The sequence below is a fragment of the Pseudomonas putida genome (genome assembly GCF_009883635.2).
Lineage (GTDB): Bacteria > Pseudomonadota > Gammaproteobacteria > Pseudomonadales > Pseudomonadaceae > Aquipseudomonas > Aquipseudomonas putida_W.
The window spans coordinates 5,554,337-5,570,940 of record NZ_CP026115.2 but is presented as its reverse complement, the minus strand read 5'-3'; the positions used below and the strand labels follow the sequence as shown (position 1 = coordinate 5,570,940).

14 protein-coding genes are annotated in these 16,604 nt (G+C 64.7%); 13 read left to right on the top strand and 1 reads right to left on the bottom strand.

Translation table 11 applies throughout. The features are described 5' to 3' along the window. Window positions 1-343: 343 nt before the first annotated feature. The 12 genes from C2H86_RS25340 (at window position 344) to C2H86_RS25285 (ending at window position 15,023) form a co-directional block, all read left to right on the top strand. Window positions 344-1,405: a 3-deoxy-7-phosphoheptulonate synthase gene (locus C2H86_RS25340; RefSeq protein WP_159410400.1), complete on the top strand. Its 1,062-nt coding sequence runs from the start codon at window positions 344-346 to the stop codon at window positions 1,403-1,405. 82 nt (window positions 1,406-1,487) lie between these two features. Next, entirely contained in the window at window positions 1,488-1,769 is a 282-nt protein-coding gene (locus tag C2H86_RS25335) for a peptidylprolyl isomerase (RefSeq protein WP_054884552.1), read from the top strand. A gap of 7 nt (window positions 1,770-1,776) precedes the next feature. Beyond that, window positions 1,777-3,705 (top strand): extracellular solute-binding protein, encoded by a 1,929-nt coding sequence (locus tag C2H86_RS25330; protein ID WP_159412994.1) that lies wholly within the window; start codon window positions 1,777-1,779, stop codon window positions 3,703-3,705. Next, complete coding sequence (locus tag C2H86_RS25325; RefSeq protein ID WP_159410399.1) at window positions 3,702-4,760, top strand: microcin C ABC transporter permease YejB; 1,059 nt, start codon at window positions 3,702-3,704, stop codon at window positions 4,758-4,760. Before C2H86_RS25330 ends, C2H86_RS25325 begins: the two co-directional genes overlap by 4 nt. Then, window positions 4,760-5,776: an ABC transporter permease gene (locus tag C2H86_RS25320; RefSeq protein ID WP_159410398.1), complete on the top strand. Its 1,017-nt coding sequence runs from the start codon at window positions 4,760-4,762 to the stop codon at window positions 5,774-5,776. Before C2H86_RS25325 ends, C2H86_RS25320 begins: the two co-directional genes overlap by 1 nt. 72 nt (window positions 5,777-5,848) lie before the next feature. Continuing rightward, window positions 5,849-7,231 (top strand): sigma-54 interaction domain-containing protein, encoded by a 1,383-nt coding sequence (locus C2H86_RS25315; RefSeq protein ID WP_159410397.1) that lies wholly within the window; start codon window positions 5,849-5,851, stop codon window positions 7,229-7,231. 270 nt (window positions 7,232-7,501) lie between these two features. Then, the gene (locus C2H86_RS25310) at window positions 7,502-8,893 is read left to right on the top strand and encodes a GntP family permease (protein ID WP_159410396.1); all 1,392 of its coding nucleotides are present in this window, start codon (window positions 7,502-7,504) and stop codon (window positions 8,891-8,893) included. Between the two features lie 11 nt (window positions 8,894-8,904). Continuing rightward, window positions 8,905-9,675: a 3-hydroxybutyrate dehydrogenase gene (gene hbdH / locus C2H86_RS25305; RefSeq protein ID WP_159410395.1), complete on the top strand. Its 771-nt coding sequence runs from the start codon at window positions 8,905-8,907 to the stop codon at window positions 9,673-9,675. Between the two features lie 55 nt (window positions 9,676-9,730). Next, window positions 9,731-10,210, top strand: coding sequence for a serine protease inhibitor ecotin (eco, locus tag C2H86_RS25300; RefSeq protein WP_159410394.1), 480 nt, complete (start codon window positions 9,731-9,733; stop codon window positions 10,208-10,210). Window positions 10,211-10,267: 57 nt separating this feature from the next. Continuing rightward, window positions 10,268-12,226 (top strand): acetoacetate--CoA ligase, encoded by a 1,959-nt coding sequence (locus C2H86_RS25295; protein ID WP_159410393.1) that lies wholly within the window; start codon window positions 10,268-10,270, stop codon window positions 12,224-12,226. A gap of 36 nt (window positions 12,227-12,262) precedes the next feature. Next, the gene (locus tag C2H86_RS25290) at window positions 12,263-12,538 is read left to right on the top strand and encodes a peptidylprolyl isomerase (protein ID WP_008095636.1); all 276 of its coding nucleotides are present in this window, start codon (window positions 12,263-12,265) and stop codon (window positions 12,536-12,538) included. A 133-nt stretch (window positions 12,539-12,671) separates the two neighbouring features. Continuing rightward, window positions 12,672-15,023 carry an autotransporter outer membrane beta-barrel domain-containing protein gene (locus C2H86_RS25285; RefSeq protein ID WP_159410392.1) on the top strand — a complete coding sequence of 784 codons (2,352 nt, stop codon included), beginning with the start codon at window positions 12,672-12,674 and terminating at the stop codon, window positions 15,021-15,023. Here the strand turns inward: C2H86_RS25285 and C2H86_RS25280 are convergent. After that, window positions 15,020-15,643, bottom strand: a complete 624-nt coding sequence (locus C2H86_RS25280; protein WP_104834775.1) for a LysE family translocator — start codon at window positions 15,641-15,643, stop codon at window positions 15,020-15,022. The two genes, C2H86_RS25285 and C2H86_RS25280, sit on opposite strands and share 4 nt — an antisense overlap. A gap of 131 nt (window positions 15,644-15,774) precedes the next feature. Here C2H86_RS25280 and C2H86_RS25275 point away from each other — a divergent pair, with 131 nt between their 5' ends. Further along, window positions 15,775-16,593 (top strand): AraC family transcriptional regulator, encoded by an 819-nt coding sequence (locus tag C2H86_RS25275; protein ID WP_159410391.1) that lies wholly within the window; start codon window positions 15,775-15,777, stop codon window positions 16,591-16,593. Window positions 16,594-16,604: the final 11 nt, after the last annotated feature.

Sequence of the window (16,604 nt, the reverse complement as noted above, 5' to 3'; positions counted from 1 at the left end):
TAGCCACTAGGCGCCGATACCCACCCGGCGCCCACCTTCGAGGGGCCGCCGAACATGAGCATACTCAAACCCCCGGTCGGCTCCCCGACCGGGGGTTTTGCTTTTCAGGTCATTGCACTTTTACCGATTCGAACTGAGGACAGATTCATGAACTACGCCACTTATTACTACGCAAGCACCTATGCCTGGCGATTTAGCCAATCCCGTTCGGGCCAGCCTGCCGCCTCCGATCGGTCCATCACCGGTGGCAATGCTGCAGACCATCAATCAACGAATAGTCGAACACCTCGATAGGGCCGACCGCGCGGGCCAGAACCCGCCGTCCGCCCAGGGAACATACGCCATGCAAGCCTCGAACCTCGCTCTGCCCCTGACCCAACCGCACGCTGCCAACACCACCGTCAGCCAGCGCCTGCCCAGCCCGCACCTGCTCAAGCAGCAGATGCCGCTGTCCAGCGAACTCGCCCAGCAAGTCCACAGCCACCGCCAGGCCATCCGCGCCATTCTCGAAGGCCGCGACGAGCGCCTGCTGGTGATCGTCGGCCCATGCTCGATCCACGACCCCCGCTCGGCCGTGGAGTACGCCGACCGCCTGGCGGCGCTGAGCCGCGAAGTCGATGACAAGCTGCTGCTGGTGATGCGCGCCTACGTGGAAAAACCTCGCACCACGGTGGGCTGGAAAGGCCTGGCCTACGACCCGCACCTCGATGGCAGTGACGACATGCACGCCGGCATCGCCCTGTCTCGCGGCTTGATGCTGAGCATGATCGAACGCGGCCTGCCGATCGCCACCGAACTGCTGCAACCGATGGCCGCCGGCTATTTCGATGACCTGCTGGGCTGGGCGGCGATTGGCGCACGCACTACCGAATCGCAGATTCACCGGGAAATGGTCAGCGGCCTAGAGCTGCCGGTCGGCTTCAAGAACGGCACCGACGGCGGCGTCGGCATCGCCTGTGACGCCATGCGCAGCGCGGCGGCCCCGCACCGCCACTTCGGCATGGATGCACAGGGCTACCCGGCGATCATCGAAACCCTGGGCAACCCGGACACCCACCTGGTGCTGCGCGGCGGCCACAAGGGCCCGAACTACGATGCCGCCAGCATCGCCCAGGCCCGCCAAGGCCTGGCCAAAGCCGGTTTGCAGGCACGCATCGTCGTCGACTGCAGCCATGCCAACAGCGGCAAGGACCCTGCCCGCCAGCCCGCCGTGTTCGAGGACGTGCTGGCCCAGCGCCTTGCCGGTGACCGCTCGCTGGTCGGCGTGATGCTCGAAGGGCACCTGTTCGATGGCTGCCAGGCCCTGGGCAAGGGCGCGCTGAAATACGGCGTGTCGATCACCGACGGCTGCCTGGGCTGGAGCGCGACCGAAACTCTGCTGCGCGAGGCTGCAGCGCGTATGTGAAGTGCCTACAGCAAGCCTGGCGAGACATGACCCGATCAAGTGCGCTAGGCTTGCCGTTTTCACCCCCCAAGGAGCAGTACCCATGGCACGCGCCACCGCACGTCACATCCTCGTCGCCACTGAAGACAAGTGCAACGAACTGAAAGCCCAGATCGAAGCCGGTGCCGACTTCGCTGAAATCGCCAAGGCCAACTCCACCTGCCCGTCCAGCCGTCAAGGCGGTGACTTGGGCTCGTTCGGCCCAGGCCAGATGGTCAAGGAATTCGACACCGTGGTGTTCAGCGCACCGGTCAACACCGTACAGGGCCCAGTGAAGACCCAGTTCGGCTACCACCTGCTGGAAGTGACCAGCCGTCAGGACTGATCGACTGATCATCGTGTCCCTTGTGGGAGCGGGTTCACCCGCGAAGAGGCCCGAGCAGACAATTGGGTTGTCTGGCTTGGCCTCTTCGCGGGTAAACCCGCTCCCACAGGTCATTCTTGGCGTCGTGCTTTTGTGCATGGGCTGGATGGCCCAAGCCGCGCCCACCCATGCCTTGACCGTCTACGGCGAAGCCCCCCGCTACAGCGAAACCTTCCGCCACTTCGACTACGCCAACCCCGACGCCCCCAAGGGTGGCCTGATGCGCCGCTCGGCCATCGAGATCGGCCAGTTCGACCATATCCTGCCCTACATCGACAAAGGCATCGGCGTCAGCGAGGTCGATGGCTGGCTGTATGCGCCCCTGGCGCAACGCTCGTTCGACGAACCCTATACCGTTTACGGCCTGATCGCCCGGCGCATGGAACGTGGCCCGGGCGAGGCCTGGCTGCGCTTCGAGATCGACCCCAAGGCAAGCTTCGCCGATGGCAAGCCGGTGCTCGCCGAGGATGTGCGTTTCAGCTTCAATAAACTCATGGCCGAAGGCAGCCTCAAGTACCGCACCCAGTTCGCCGAAGTCGCCGGCGTAACGGTCGAAGGCCCGCTGCAGGTGCGCTTCGACTTCAAGCAGCCCCACGGCCGCACCCTGGCCCTGGACCTGGCCAGCCTGCCGGTAATGCCCGAGCATGACTGGGCCAACCGCGATTTTGCCAACGGCGCCGGTTTCGACAAGCCGGTCGGCAGCGGCCCGTACCGTATCGGGCGCATCGACAACGGCCGCAGCATCACCTTCGAACGCGACCCTGGCTGGTGGGCCAAGGACTTGCCGGTCAATCGCGGGCGCTACAATTTCGAGCACATCCGCATCGAGTATTTCGGCGATACCGAAGTGGCACGCCAGGTGCTCAAAGGCGGTGGCTACGACTACAACCGCGAGTTTTCCGCCACCGCCTACACCCTGGGCTACAACGGCGCACAGCTGGACGATGGCCGTCTGCAACGGGCCCACCTGGGCCCGGCCAAGCCGCAGGCGGCCCAGGGCTTCGTGTTCAACCTCGACAAGCCACAGTTCAAGGACCGCCGTGTGCGCCAGGCACTGGCCATGCTCTGGGACTTCGAGTGGAGCAACCGGCAGATGATGCGCAATATGTACATCCGCCAGCAAAGCGTGTTCTCCAATACCCCGCTGGCAGCCCGCGAACTGCCGGATGCGGGCGAGCTCAAGCTGCTCGAGCCGCTGCGCGGCCGGGTGCCGGACGAAGTCTTCAACCAGGTGTTCACGGCGCCGGTCACCGACGGCTCGGGGATCATTCGCCCACAACAATTGCAGGCGCTGGCCTTGCTGCAACAGGCCGGCTGGCACCCCGACGGTGATCGCCTGGTCAATGCCCAGGGCGAGCCGCTGGAATTCACCTTCCTCAACGGCCAGTCCGGCATGGAGCGCCTGTTGCTGCCGTGGAAGCGCAACCTGGCGCAGATCGGCATCACCCTGAACATCCGCAACGTCGATTCGGCGCAGTACGTGAACCGGCTGATGGCGCGCGACTACGACATGATCGTCACCGGCTATACCGTCACCCTGTCGCCAGGCGCCGAGCTGTACAACTACTTCGGCTCGGCCGCCGCCAACGACCCGGGTTCGAACAACCTGATGGTGCTCAAGGACCCGGTGGTGGACCAACTGATCGACGGCCTGGTGCGCGCCGACACCCAGGCCGACATGCTGCACCACGCCCATGCCCTGGACCGGGTGCTGCAATGGAACTACTACTGGATCCCCAACTATTACCCGCCCGGCAGCTCTACAGTGTGGTGGAACCGCTTCGGCCTGCCGAACGTCCAGCCCGCTTATGACGAAGGCCTGGACAGCTGGTGGGAAATCAGCCCGACCGCACTGACCAACGCACAGATGGCCGAACGGCAGAAGGCCCAGCCATGACCAGCTACATCCTGCGGCGCCTGCTGCTGATCATCCCGACCTTGCTGGCGATCCTGCTGGTCAACTTCGCCATCGTCCAGGCCGCCCCCGGCGGCCCGGTCGAGCAGGCGGTGGCGCGGCTGCAGGGCCTGGGCGGCGGTGCGCCCGGCTCCCGGGCCGAGGTGGTACACGGCGAGTCCCGGGCCACCCGTGGCCTGGACCCGAAGCTGATCGAGGAGATCAAGCGCCAATACGGTTTCGACAAGACCGCCCCGGAGCGCCTGTGGCTGATGCTCGGCCAGTACGCCCGGCTGGACTTCGGCCAGAGCTTCTTCCGCGGCGCCAAGGTCACCGACCTGATCCTCGACAAGCTGCCGGTGACCCTGTCGCTGGGCTTCTGGGCCACGCTGATCACCTACCTGGTGTCGATCCCGCTGGGCATCCGCAAGGCGGTACGCCATGGCACTCGCTTCGATACCTGGAGCAGCGCGCTGATCGTGGTCGGCTATGCCCTGCCCTCGTTCCTGTTCGCGCTGCTGCTGATCGTGCTGTTCGCCGGCGGCACCTCGCTGAACTGGTTCCCGGTACGTGGCCTGGTCTCGGATGATTTCGACCAGCTCAGCCTGCTGGGCAAGGTCGCCGATTACTTCTGGCACCTGGTGCTGCCGGTCGGCGCCCTGGTGATCGGTGGCTTTGCCACCCTCACCCTGCTGACCAAGAACGCCTTTCTCGATGAGATCTCCCGCCAGTACGTGGTCACTGCCCGCGCCAAAGGCCTGAGCGAACGCCGCGTGCTGTATGGGCACGTGTTGCGCAACGCCATGCTGCTGGTACTGGCCGGCCTGCCCCAGGCGCTGATCACGGTGTTCTTCGCCGGCTCGTTGCTGATCGAGGTGATCTTCTCCCTCGACGGCCTTGGCCGCATGAGTTACGAAGCAGCGGTGTCACGGGACTACCCGGTGGTGTTCGGCACGCTGTTCATCTTCACCCTGGCCGGCCTGCTGTTCCGCCTGATCGGCGACTTGGCCTTCACCGTGCTCGACCCGCGCATCGACTTCGACACGAGGGCGCACTGATGCTATCGCCGGTTTCGCGTCGTCGCCTGCAGCGTTTTCGCCGCAACCGCCTGGGCTGGGTGTCGCTGTGGCTGTTCGCCGGGATGCTGGTGCTGAGCCTGTGCGCCGAGTTGGTGGCCAACGACAAGCCGCTGCTGCTGAGCTACAAAGGCGATTTGTACATGCCGGCACTCAAGCGCTACAGCGAGCAGCAGTTCGGTGGCCAGCTGCCGTTCCAGCCGGACTACCGCAGTGCCTATGTGCGCCAGCTGATCGAGGGCCAGGGCGGCTGGATGCTGTTCGCACCCATTCCGTTCAGCGCCGACACACCCAACTACGACCTGCTGGTGCCCACCCCCAGCCCGCCGAGCGCGAGCAACTGGCTAGGGACCGACGACCAGGGCCGCGACGTGCTGGCGCGGGTGCTGTATGGCACCCGCACCTCGCTGTTGTTCGCCTTTGCCCTGACGGTGATCAGTGTGCTCATCGGCGTCGGCGCGGGCGCGCTGCAAGGTTATTACGGCGGCTGGGTGGACCTGTTCGGGCAGCGCTTGCTGGAGGTGTGGTCGGGCCTGCCGGTGCTGTACCTGCTGATCATCCTCAGTGGCTTTGTCGAACCGGACTTCTGGTGGTTGCTGGGCATCATGGCGCTGTTTTCATGGCTGGCCCTGGTCGATGTTGTGCGCGCTGAGTTCCTGCGTGGGCGCAACCTCGAGTACGTGAAGGCAGCACGTGCTCTTGGGCTGTCAGATTCTCTGGTGATGCTGCGCCATGTACTGCCCAATGCGATGAACGCGACGTTTACCTATGTACCCTTCATGCTCACCGGGGCGATCACCACGCTGACGGCGCTGGATTTCCTAGGCTTCGGCATGCCCGCCGGCAGTGCTTCGCTGGGTGAGCTGGTGACTCAGGGCAAGCAGCACCTGGAAGCACCGTGGCTGGGCTTTACCGCGTTCTTTGCCTTGGCGGTGATCTTGTCGCTGCTGGTGTTCATCGGCGATGCCTTGCGTGAGGCGTTCGACCCCAGAAGATAGGTTTTCAGGACCGGCCCTTTCGCGGGACAAGCCCGCGAAGAGGCCAGCAAGGCAAGTACAGGAATTAGCAAGATGCACGACAGCGACAGCCTCAAGGACTACCCCCAGGTACGGCAACTGGCGATCCGCTCGCTGTTCGAGATCATCGAGCAGTCCAGCGAAGGCACGGTGATCGTCGACCGTGATGCACGCATAGTCTGGATGAACGAACGTTACGCCCGGCGCTTCGGCCTGGCCGATGCCGGCAGCGCGATCGGCCAGCCGTGCGAGGCGGTCATTCCGGGTAGCCTGATGCGCCAAGTGGTGAGCGATGGCCGGCCGATCCTGCTGGACATGCTCGATACCCCCAACGAGCCGCTGGTGGTGATGCGCCTGCCGATCCACGATGCCCAGGGCGCCCTGATCGGCGCCATCGGCTTCGCCCTGTTCGAAGAGCTGCGCAGCCTGTCGCCCTTGCTCAAGCGCTATGCGAGCATGCAACAGGAACTGGCCAGCACCCGCTCGCAATTGCGCGCACGCCAGGCCAAGTACAGCTTCGCCCAGTTCGTCGGCAGCAGCCCAGCCAGCCTCGAAGCCAAGCGCCGCGCACGGCGCGGTGCGGGCAGCGATTCGCCAGTGCTGCTGCTGGGCGAAACCGGCACTGGCAAAGAGTTGCTGGCCCATGCCATCCATGCAGCTTCGGCGCGGGCGCACAAGGCCTTTGTCAGCATCAACAGTGCGGCGATCCCAGAAACCCTGCTGGAAGCCGAGTTCTTCGGCACCGCGCCTGGCGCCTTCACCGGTGCCGACCGCAAGGGGCGCAGCGGCAAGCTGCAACTCGCCGAGGGTGGCACCTTGTTCCTCGACGAAATTGGTGACATGCCGCTGGCTCTACAGAGCAAGCTGCTGCGCGTACTGCAGGAGAAAGAGTACGAACCGGTCGGCTCTAACCAGATGCTGCGCAGCGACGTGCGCATCATTGCCGCCACCTCCATCGACCTCCAGGCGGCCATGGCTCGCGGGGCATTTCGTGCCGACCTGTACTACCGGCTGAATGTGCTGCCGATCGACGTGCCGCCGCTGCGCGAGCGGGTCGAGGACTTGCCGGCGTTGTGCGAAGCGATCCTGGCCGAGCTGGGCAGCCAGTACGAGCTGGAACAGGACGCCCAGGCACTGCTGGCGCGACATGGGTGGCCGGGAAATATTCGCGAGCTGCGCAATGTGCTGGAACGGGCGACGTTGCTGGCCGACCAAGCGCGCCTTGGTGTCACCGACCTGGCGGCGGCGCTGGGGCCGCTGAGCCCGGTGGTGGGTCAGGAACAGCGGATGGGCTATCGTGAGGCGTGTGAGCAGTTCGAGCGCAGGCTGATTGCCGGGGCGTTGGCCGAGCATGCGGGGAATGTGTCCGAAGCTGCCAAGGCGCTGGGGTTGGGACGATCGACCTTGTACAAGAAAATGGTTGCATTTGGTCTCTGATTGGAGACTTTTGTTTCTGTTTTGGGATTGCCGCGAGGGCTTCGCCCTCGATCGCGGATAAATCCGCTCCTACAGGGGGTACGCGGTCTCTTGTACGAGCGGATTTATCCGCGATGGACCGCACAGCAGCCCATGCAATCTCAAAATGGAGACACAGCCATTAATAAAAAACAAAAAATCCTTTAACTTCATATAGTTACGCACTTGGCACGATTCCCGCTATCTCCCGGTCACCCATAACAACAAGACTCACCCAGGAGACCCATCCCGATGACCGTGCTCATCGCCCTCGCCGCTCTGGCCCTGCTGATGCTGGCCGCCTACCGCGGTTACAGCGTGATCCTCTTCGCCCCCATCGCCGCCCTCGGCGCCGTCCTGCTCACCGACCCGGCCGCCGTGGCTCCTGCGTTCACCGGGGTGTTCATGGAGAAGATGGTCGGCTTCATCAAGCTGTACTTCCCGGTGTTCCTGCTCGGTGCCGTGTTCGGCAAGCTCATCGAGCTGTCCGGCTTCTCGCGCTCGATCGTCGCCGCCGCCATCCGCCTGCTTGGCACCCGCCAGGCAATGCTGGTGATCGTGCTGGTCTGTGCCCTGCTCACCTACGGCGGCGTATCGCTGTTCGTGGTGGTGTTCGCGGTGTATCCGTTCGCCGCCGAGATGTTCCGCCAGAGCGACATCCCCAAGCGCCTGATCCCGGCGACCATCGCCCTGGGCGCGTTCTCGTTCACCATGGATGCCCTGCCCGGCACCCCGCAGATCCAGAACATCATCCCCAGCACCTTCTTCAACACCACCGCCTGGGCCGCGCCATGGCTCGGACTGATCGGCACATTGTTCGTGTTCTGCACTGGCATGCTCTACCTGCAGCGCCAGCGCAACAAGGCCCAGCGTGCGGGTGAAGGCTACGGCAGCAACCTGCGCAACGAGCCTGAAACCGCTGCCGACCTGGCCCTGCCCAACCCCTGGCTGGCACTGTCGCCGCTGGTGCTGGTGGGGGTGATGAACCTGATGTTCACCCACTGGATCCCGCAGTGGTACGGCCCCAGCCACACCCTGCAATTGCCGGGCATGAGCGCGCCGGTCAACAGCGACGTGGCCAAGCTCACGGCAATCTGGGCGGTGCAGGCAGCCCTGCTGGTGGGCATCCTGATGGTGCTGGTGTGTGCCTTCGGGGTGATCCGCGAACGCCTGGCCGAGGGCACCAAGAGTGCAGTCGGCGGCGCTCTGCTGGCAGCCATGAACACCGCCTCCGAGTATGGCTTTGGCGCAGTCATCGCTTCGCTGCCAGGCTTTCTGGTGCTGGCCGACGCGCTGCGCGGGATTCCCAACCCGCTGGTCAACGAAGCGATCACCGTGACTTTGCTGGCCGGCATCACTGGCTCCGCCTCGGGTGGCATGAGCATCGCCCTGGCGGCCATGAGCGACAGCTTCATCGCTGCGGCCCATGCCGCCAATATTCCCCTTGAAGTGCTGCACCGGGTGGCCGCGATGGCCAGTGGCGGCATGGACACCCTGCCGCACAACGGCGCGGTAATCACTTTGCTGGCGGTGACCGGGCTGACCCACCGCGAAGCTTACAAAGACATTTTCGGTATTACCCTGATCAAGACCCTGGCGGTATTCGTGGTCATCGCCACGTTCTACGCCACCGGCATCGTCTAAGGAGTTTCTGCATGACTTTGAAAGGCAAGACGGCACTCGTCACCGGCTCCACCAGCGGCATCGGCCTGGGCATCGCCCAGGTGCTGGCCCGCGCTGGAGCGAACATTGTACTCAACGGCTTCGGCGACCCGTCGCCGGCGTTGGCAGAGATCGCCAGCCACGGCGCCAAGGTGGTCCACCACCCGGCGGACCTCTCCGATGTGGCGCAGATCGAAGCGCTGTTCGCGATGGCCGAGCGCGAGTTCGGCGGTGTCGACATCCTGGTCAGCAACGCCGGCATCCAGCACGTAGCGCCGGTGGAGCAGTTCCCGCTGGACAGCTGGGACAAGATCATCGCCCTCAACCTCTCGGCCGTGTTCCATGGCACCCGCCTGGCCCTGCCCGGCATGCGCGCGCGCAACTGGGGGCGGATCATCAATGTCGCCTCGGTACACGGGCTGGTCGGTTCCACCGGCAAAGCGGCCTATGTGGCGGCCAAGCACGGCGTGGTCGGGTTGACCAAGGTGGTGGGGCTGGAAACCGCCACCAGCAACGTCACCTGCAACGCCATCTGTCCAGGGTGGGTGCTGACCCCGCTGGTGCAGAAGCAGATCGACGATCGTGCCGCCAATGGCGTCGATCCGCAGCAAGCACAGCACGATCTGCTGGCCGAGAAGCAACCTTCACTGGCCTTCGTCACCCCCGAGCACCTCGGTGAGCTGGTACTATTCCTGTGCAGCGAGGCCGGTAGCCAGGTTCGCGGTGCCGCCTGGAACGTCGATGGTGGCTGGTTGGCCCAGTGACTGGCGGCCTGGGCCTGGCAGCGGTCTTGCACTCGTTTACCTGCAAGGAGGCCCTATGCGCCCAACCCCAATGACCGCGATCTTTGCCCTGACCCTGGCCGCCGCCGCTCCGGCGATGGCCGCCAGCCTCAAGGACGTCGCGCCCTATCCCGAGGCGGAAAAAGGCTTCACCCGGCAGGTCATCCACCTGCCGGCGCAAACCGATGAATCGGCCCACAAGCTGGAAATCCTGGCCGGCAAGACGCTGGAAGTGGACTGCAACCGCCAGCGCCTGGCCGGCAGCCTGGAAGAACACACCCTCGAAGGCTGGGGCTACAGCTACTATCGCCTGGACAAGGTCGGTGGGCCAGCCAGCACCCTGATGGCCTGCCCGGATGGCAAGACGACCCAGGCCTTCGTGCCGGTGGTCGGTGAAGGCTTCATGCTGCGCTACAACAGCAAGCTGCCAGTCGTGGTGTACGTGCCCAAGGGTGTCGAAGTGCGTTATCGCGTGTGGTCGGCATCCGAAGAAGTGCAAAAGGCTAAAGTGGAATAAGTCTCCCCGAGGGCCCTTCACGGGCCCTCAACCCCAAGCAGTCTCTGGAGGTTCGGCATGAACGATGTGCTCTGGCGCCCCTCCACGGCGCAGATCGAAGCCAGCCGGATGGATGCCTTCCGCCGCCGGGTGAACCTGCGTTACAACCTGCAGCTCAATGACTACGCGGCCCTGCACCGCTGGAGCATCGAGCAGCGGCCGGCCTTCTGGCAAACCCTTGCCGACTATTTCCATGTGGCCTGGCATACCCCATCCAGTCAGGTCCTCAGCGAAGGCGCGCAGATGCCTGACGCCCGCTGGTTCAGTGGTGCCACCCTGAATTTCGCCGAACACCTGCTGCGCCGTCGTGACGACCGGCCTGCGGTGGTTTCCGTGCGCGAAGATGGCCAGCGCACGGTCTTCACCCACGCCCAACTGGCCGCTGAAGTTGCGGGCCTGCAGAAAGCGTTCAAGGCAGCCGGCATCGAGCCCGGTGACCGCATCGCGGCAGTCATGCCCAATACCTGGCAAACCCTGGTAGCGATGCTTGCCTGCTCCAGCCTGGGTGCGGTCTGGTCGACGTCTTCGCCGGAGTTCGGCCTGCACGGCATCATCGACCGTTTCGGCCAGATCGAACCGAAACTGCTGCTGGTCTGCGCCGGTTATCAATACGCCGGCAAGCCGATCGATCAGGTCGACAAGATCAACCAGGTCTGCGCCCAGTTGCCGGGGCTGCAGCAGTTGATCGTGGTGCCCTATACCCGCCCGCACACCCAAGCGTGTGAATTCAACGCCGCCAAGGTCAGCCTGTGGGATGACTTCTACCAGCCCGGCGGCGAACCTGTGTTTGCCTCGCTGCCGTTCGACCACCCGCTGTACATTCTCTATTCCAGCGGCACCACGGGCGTGCCCAAGTGCATCGTCCATCGCGCGGGCGGCCTGCTGCTGCAACACCTCAAGGAACACGGCCTGCACAACGACCTGAAGGCCGACGACGTGCTGTTCTACTACACCACCTGTGGCTGGATGATGTGGAACTGGCTGGCCAGCGGCCTGGCCGTCGGTGCCACCCTGGTGCTGTACGATGGTTCACCGTTCTACCCCGGCCCGGAGCGTCTGCTCGACCTGATCGACGCCGAACGCATCCAGGCCTTCGGCACCAGTGCCAAGTACCTGGCTGCGCTGGAACAGGAAGGTCTGGAGCCGGCCCGCAGCCATCGGCTGCACAGCCTGCGGCTGATCCTGTCCACCGGTTCGCCCTTGTCGCCACACAGTTACGACTACGTGTACGGCAAGATCAAGGCCGACTTGTGCCTGGCTTCGATGTCCGGTGGCACCGATATCGTCTCGTGCTTCGTGCTTGGCAACCCGACCCTGCCGGTGCGCCGTGGCGAGATGGCCTGCAAGGGCCTGGGCATGGCCGTGGAGGTGTGGAACGAACAGGGTCAGCCGGTGCTCGACGAAAAAGGCGAGCTGGTCTGCACCCGCAACTTTCCATCGATGCCCCTGGGCTTCTGGAACGACAACGACGGCAGCCGTTACCACGACGCCTATTTCAGCCAGTTCCCCGGGGTCTGGGCGCAGGGAGACTACGCCGAGCAGCGCAGCAGCGGCGGCCTGCTGATCCATGGCCGCTCCGACGCCGTGCTCAACCCGGGCGGCGTACGCATCGGCACGGCAGAGATCTACCGCCAGGTGGAAAAGGTTGAAGAGGTGCTGGAAAGCGTGGCTATCGGCCAGGCCTGGCACGGCGATGTGCGCGTGGTGCTGTTCGTGCGCCTGCGCGATGGCCTGCAGCTGGACGACGCCCTGCGCCAGCGCATTCGCCAGGTGATCCGCCAGTACACCACGCCGCGCCATGTGCCGGCGGTGATCGCCCAGGTCACTGACATCCCACGCACCATCAGCGGCAAGCTGGTGGAGCTGGCCATCCGCAACGTGGTGCACGGGCTGCCAGTGAAAAATACCGACGCCCTGGCCAACCCTCAGGCGCTGGAGCAGTTTCGTGACCGCACGGAGCTGCGCGATCAGGCATAATGGCGCCCTTTTTTGCCCCGAAGCACAGGTGTACCCATGAAAGCTCAAGCCCGCCACATCCTGGTCAAGACCGCTGACGAAGCCGAAAAGCTCAAGCAGCGCATCGCCAACGGCGAGGCCTTCGACGTGCTGGCGAAGAAGTTCTCCACCTGCCCGTCGGGCAAGCGCGGTGGTGACCTGGGCGAAGTGCGCCCGGGCCAGCTGGTGGGGGCGATCGACCAGGTGATCTTCAAGAAGCCCCTGCGCGTGGTTCACGGGCCGATCAAGAGCAAGTTCGGCTACCACCTGGTGCAGACCTTCTACCGCGATTGATAGCCACGGGCCACCTAGCATTTTTGCCAGTTGCCCCGTGTTCGCGCTTTACATACAACTCAGGCAGGGCCGAAGCGGTGCTTAAGATGCCGCTTCAGGTAGTGGTCCCTCTAACGGACACGGAGACCTGCCTATGCGTTGCCCTCGCTTGCTTTCGTTCGCCGCTTTTCCCCTCCTGGCCCTGCCGCTACTGGTCCATGCCCAAATCATGGTCGTTTCGCTTGGCGACAACCTGGGCGCCGTGGTGCAGACCCCGGCCATCGACGACTTCAGGATGACCGGCGGGACCGTGCAATCGCTCAATCAAGGGCAAGGCTACGACACGTTCTACATGTCTGGCGGGTGGAACGTCGGCGCCTTCGAGGATGGCGACCGGGCAATCTTCGCGGGCGGGCGTATTGGCCGGGTCGACCTCAAGCTGGCCGACAACTTCTTCGAAATGTCCCAGGACCTGGGCGTCGAAACCCTGATCGATGGCAACCTGGTCAGCGGCTTCGGCAACGACACCATCATCCTTCGCGGCGGCACCATCGGCGGCAACATCAGCACCAGCGGTGGCGAAGACAGCATCACCATCAGCGGCGGCATCTTGAAAGGCAACGTGCTGGCCAGCGCGGGCAATGATGTCCTGAACTGGTCAGGGGGCACCATCGGTGGGCGGGTCGACATGGGCGTCGGCGACGATCAGGTCACCATCAGTAACCTCTTCCCGCAAACCCTGAGCGTCAACATCGATGGCGGTGCCGGCAACGACCGCCTGCAATTTTTCAACAGCGAGATTGATGGCGGTGCCCGCTACCTGAACTTCGAGTTTGTCGAACTGAACCAGAACAGCCGCCTGACGCTGAACGATACGCTTGCCCTTGGCGATGCAGATACCGGCAGCGGCACGCTGGCCATTGATACCAGCAGCACGCTGGCTGCTCGCCAGGGAACGATTGCGTCCTTCACCACGGGGCAACTTGCCAGTGTGCGCAATGCTGGCACGATCGACCTGAGCACGGGCAATGATGCCCAGGGCCGCCTGACCATCAACGGCAACTACCAAGGTGACAATGGCCTGCTGCGCGTGAACAGTGTGCTCGCCGGCGACGATGCAGCATCCGACCGGCTGGTGGTCAGCCAGGGCAGCATCGGCGGCAGCACGCGCCTGGAGGTGAACAATCTGGGTGGCGCGGGGGCCGCCACGAACCAGAATGGTATTCAGGTCGTTGAAGCCCGCAACGGCGCCACCAGCACCGCCACGGCCTTTGTTCAGACTCAGACGCTGTCGGTGGGTGCTTATGACTACCGACTGTTCAAAGGCGGTGTGACGGCTGGCAGCGAAAACAGCTGGTACCTGCGCTCGACACTGGTCGCGCTGCCCGCTCCGTCCCCCGCGACACAACCGGGAAATCCGTCACAGCCAACGCAGCCAACGCAGCCGGGCGAGCCGCCCGTGATCGCCTCGGCGGCTACCCCGCCTGTCGCTGCGCCAGCGCCCGGCCAGCTTGACCTGCCAGCGCCGGTGCAAGGCGAAAGCCTGCCGCTGTATCGCCCGGAAGTGCCGGTCTATGCCGCAGCTCCGAGGGGCGCCGCCATTATCGCCCGCCAGGCACTGGGCACCTTCCATCAGCGCCAGGGTGACCAGCAGTTGCTGCAGGGCAAAGGCGCCTTTCCTGCCAGCTGGGGCCAGGCCTACGGCGGCGCGCTGCGCCAGCAATGGAGCGGCACCGTCAGCCCGAGCCTGGACGGTGACCTGTACGGCTTCAAGGTGGGCCAGGACCTGTATGCCAAGGTCAGCGATAATGGCTATCGCCAGCATCTGGGCCTGTATGTCAGCCACAGCCGGCTGGACGCCGACGTCAAAGGCTTCGCGCTGGCCGTGGAGGATCGCAGCGTGGGTGATCTCAAGCTGGACGGCGACAGTGTCGGCGGCTACTGGACACTGGTCGGCCCGCAAGGCGGGTACCTCGACAGCGTATTGCAGTACACGAAACTCGATGGCCGCGCCCGCTCCGACCGGGGCGACAAGCTGAACATCGACGGGCACGCCTGGAGCGCATCGCTGGAGACCGGCTATCCGATCAGCCTGTCCAAACGCTGGACCCTGGAACCACAAGCCCAGCTGATTGCCCAGAAAGTCTCGCTCGACAGCGCCAACGACAGCGTCTCGCACGTCAGCCATGATGCCCAGGTCGAGCTGACCGGTCGGCTCGGCGTGCGCCTGGAAGGCGCCTATGGCGGCATCAACGGCCGCCTGCTGCAACCCTACGCGCAGCTCAATCTGTGGCACGGCGATGGCGGTCGCGACACCCTGACGTTCGATGGGGTGGACAAGATCAAGACCGACTACCGCTACACCGCGTTGCAGCTGGAAACCGGCCTGGTCGCCCAGGTCAGCGAGGCGCTGAGCCTGCACGGCGGTGTGCAGTACTCAAGCAACCTCGACAGCCGCCAGCAGGAAGCCAGCGGGGTGAACCTGGGCGTGCGCTGGCAGTTCTAGCGGCGCGCCGCCAGCAGGCCGAGGCCGGCGCAACCGAGCAGCGAGGCGCTGACCCGGTTGAACAGCCGGCGCGGCCCGGGCTGGCTGAACCAGCGTTGCATATAGGCGCCCAGGCCCGAGTAGATGGCGATCGCCGCCCACTCCAGCAGCAGGAACAGCACACCGAGCCAGAGGAACTGCTCGCTCACCGGCGTCGCGCTGCCAACCGAAACGAACTGCGGCAGGAAGGCGGTGAAGATCAGGATGGCTTTCGGGTTGCCCGCCGCCACCCAGAACTCCTGGCGTGCCAGCCGCCACGTGCCACTCGGGTGATCGCTGGCCACCACGGCCTCGCCGACCGGGGCGCGCCACAGCTGCCAGGCGATGTAGAACAGGTATGCCGCGCCCACCACCTTGATCGCCAGGAACAGGTACTCGCTGGTGTGCAGCACCACCGCCAGGCCCATGGCGGCGAGGGCGATCATGCCGCTGAAGGCGAGAATCCGCCCGCCACCGGCCACACAGGCGGTGCGCAGGCCGTAGCGGCTGGCGTTGTGCAGTGACAACAGGTTGTTCGGCCCCGGCGCCATATTCAATGCGAAACAGGCGGGGATGAATAGCAACAGGCTCGACAGGTCCATTTTGTTCTCCAGGCAATCAGGCGCTACTTTCGATGCCCGGCGGGGGCCAGGTCAAGGTACAGCCAGCGGCAAAAACTGTACGGTCGCTCGCCCAGCGCTGCTAAGCTGCCCAGCTGATCGAGGACCCTTTCATGCCCACTGCCCGCTCCCAGCTCTGGCGCGACCCGGCACTGCCCTGGGTGGAAAGCCGTCGAGCCTGCCATAGCCGCGCCTGCTACAAGGCGCATAGTCACCCGACCTTCTCCATCGGCGCAGTGGATGCCGGCAGCAGCTGCTTCACGGGCGCAGGCGACCGGCAGGAGCGCCTGACGCCGGGCACCCTGGTGTTGGTGCCCGCGCAGCGGGTACACGCCTGCAACCCCGAACCCGGCAAGGCCTGGAGCTACCAGATGCTGCATGTGGATGCCGGCTGGCTGGCACAGTTGCGCCTGGAATCAGGGCTCGAAGCGGCCAGGCCCGGTGCCCCTGCGCGGATCAGCCGGGACCCGGCGCTGTACCGTGAATTCTGCACGTTGAACGACCTGCTCTTCTCTGCAGCCACCATCAGTGAGAAGGAAGCGGAGCTGGTGGCATTCCTCGGCGATCACGACTTTTCGGCACAACCGGCATCGCTTGCGGCCCCCGCACCAGTGCTGGGAGTGCCCACCTTGCGTGGGCTGATCGAACACATCGAAGCGCAAGACCTGGCGCAGTTGAGCCTCGAATGCCTGGCCGGGCAAGCGGGCCTTGGCCGCTATCAGTTGATCCGGGCGTTTCGCGCCGCCACCGGGCTGACACCCCATGCCTACCTGCTCAACGCGCGGGTCAACCGTGGCCGGCTGCTGCTGCGTGACGGGCTGGCGTTGGCCGAGGTTGCCTACCAGTTGGGGTTTGCCGACCAGAGCCACTTCCAGCGGGTGTTCAAGGCCCATGTCGGGGTCACGCCGGGGCAGTACCGGCACGCGCAATAATCTTCAATACC

What these genes read in the sequence shown, in the direction of transcription:
- C2H86_RS25340 (WP_159410400.1), top strand. Translation starts at nt 344, where the DNA reads ATGCAAGCCTCGAACCTCGCTCTGCCCCTGACCCAACCGCACGCTGCC.
- C2H86_RS25335 (WP_054884552.1), top strand. Translation starts at nt 1,488, where the DNA reads ATGGCACGCGCCACCGCACGTCACATCCTCGTCGCCACTGAAGACAAG.
- C2H86_RS25325 (WP_159410399.1), top strand. Translation starts at nt 3,702, where the DNA reads ATGACCAGCTACATCCTGCGGCGCCTGCTGCTGATCATCCCGACCTTG.
- C2H86_RS25320 (WP_159410398.1), top strand. Translation starts at nt 4,760, where the DNA reads ATGCTATCGCCGGTTTCGCGTCGTCGCCTGCAGCGTTTTCGCCGCAAC.
- C2H86_RS25315 (WP_159410397.1), top strand. Translation starts at nt 5,849, where the DNA reads ATGCACGACAGCGACAGCCTCAAGGACTACCCCCAGGTACGGCAACTG.
- C2H86_RS25310 (WP_159410396.1), top strand. Translation starts at nt 7,502, where the DNA reads ATGACCGTGCTCATCGCCCTCGCCGCTCTGGCCCTGCTGATGCTGGCC.
- hbdH (WP_159410395.1), top strand. Translation starts at nt 8,905, where the DNA reads ATGACTTTGAAAGGCAAGACGGCACTCGTCACCGGCTCCACCAGCGGC.
- eco (WP_159410394.1), top strand. Translation starts at nt 9,731, where the DNA reads ATGCGCCCAACCCCAATGACCGCGATCTTTGCCCTGACCCTGGCCGCC.
- C2H86_RS25295 (WP_159410393.1), top strand. Translation starts at nt 10,268, where the DNA reads ATGAACGATGTGCTCTGGCGCCCCTCCACGGCGCAGATCGAAGCCAGC.
- C2H86_RS25290 (WP_008095636.1), top strand. Translation starts at nt 12,263, where the DNA reads ATGAAAGCTCAAGCCCGCCACATCCTGGTCAAGACCGCTGACGAAGCC.
- C2H86_RS25285 (WP_159410392.1), top strand. Translation starts at nt 12,672, where the DNA reads ATGCGTTGCCCTCGCTTGCTTTCGTTCGCCGCTTTTCCCCTCCTGGCC.
- C2H86_RS25280 (WP_104834775.1), bottom strand. Translation starts at nt 15,643, where the DNA reads ATGGACCTGTCGAGCCTGTTGCTATTCATCCCCGCCTGTTTCGCATTG.
- C2H86_RS25275 (WP_159410391.1), top strand. Translation starts at nt 15,775, where the DNA reads ATGCCCACTGCCCGCTCCCAGCTCTGGCGCGACCCGGCACTGCCCTGG.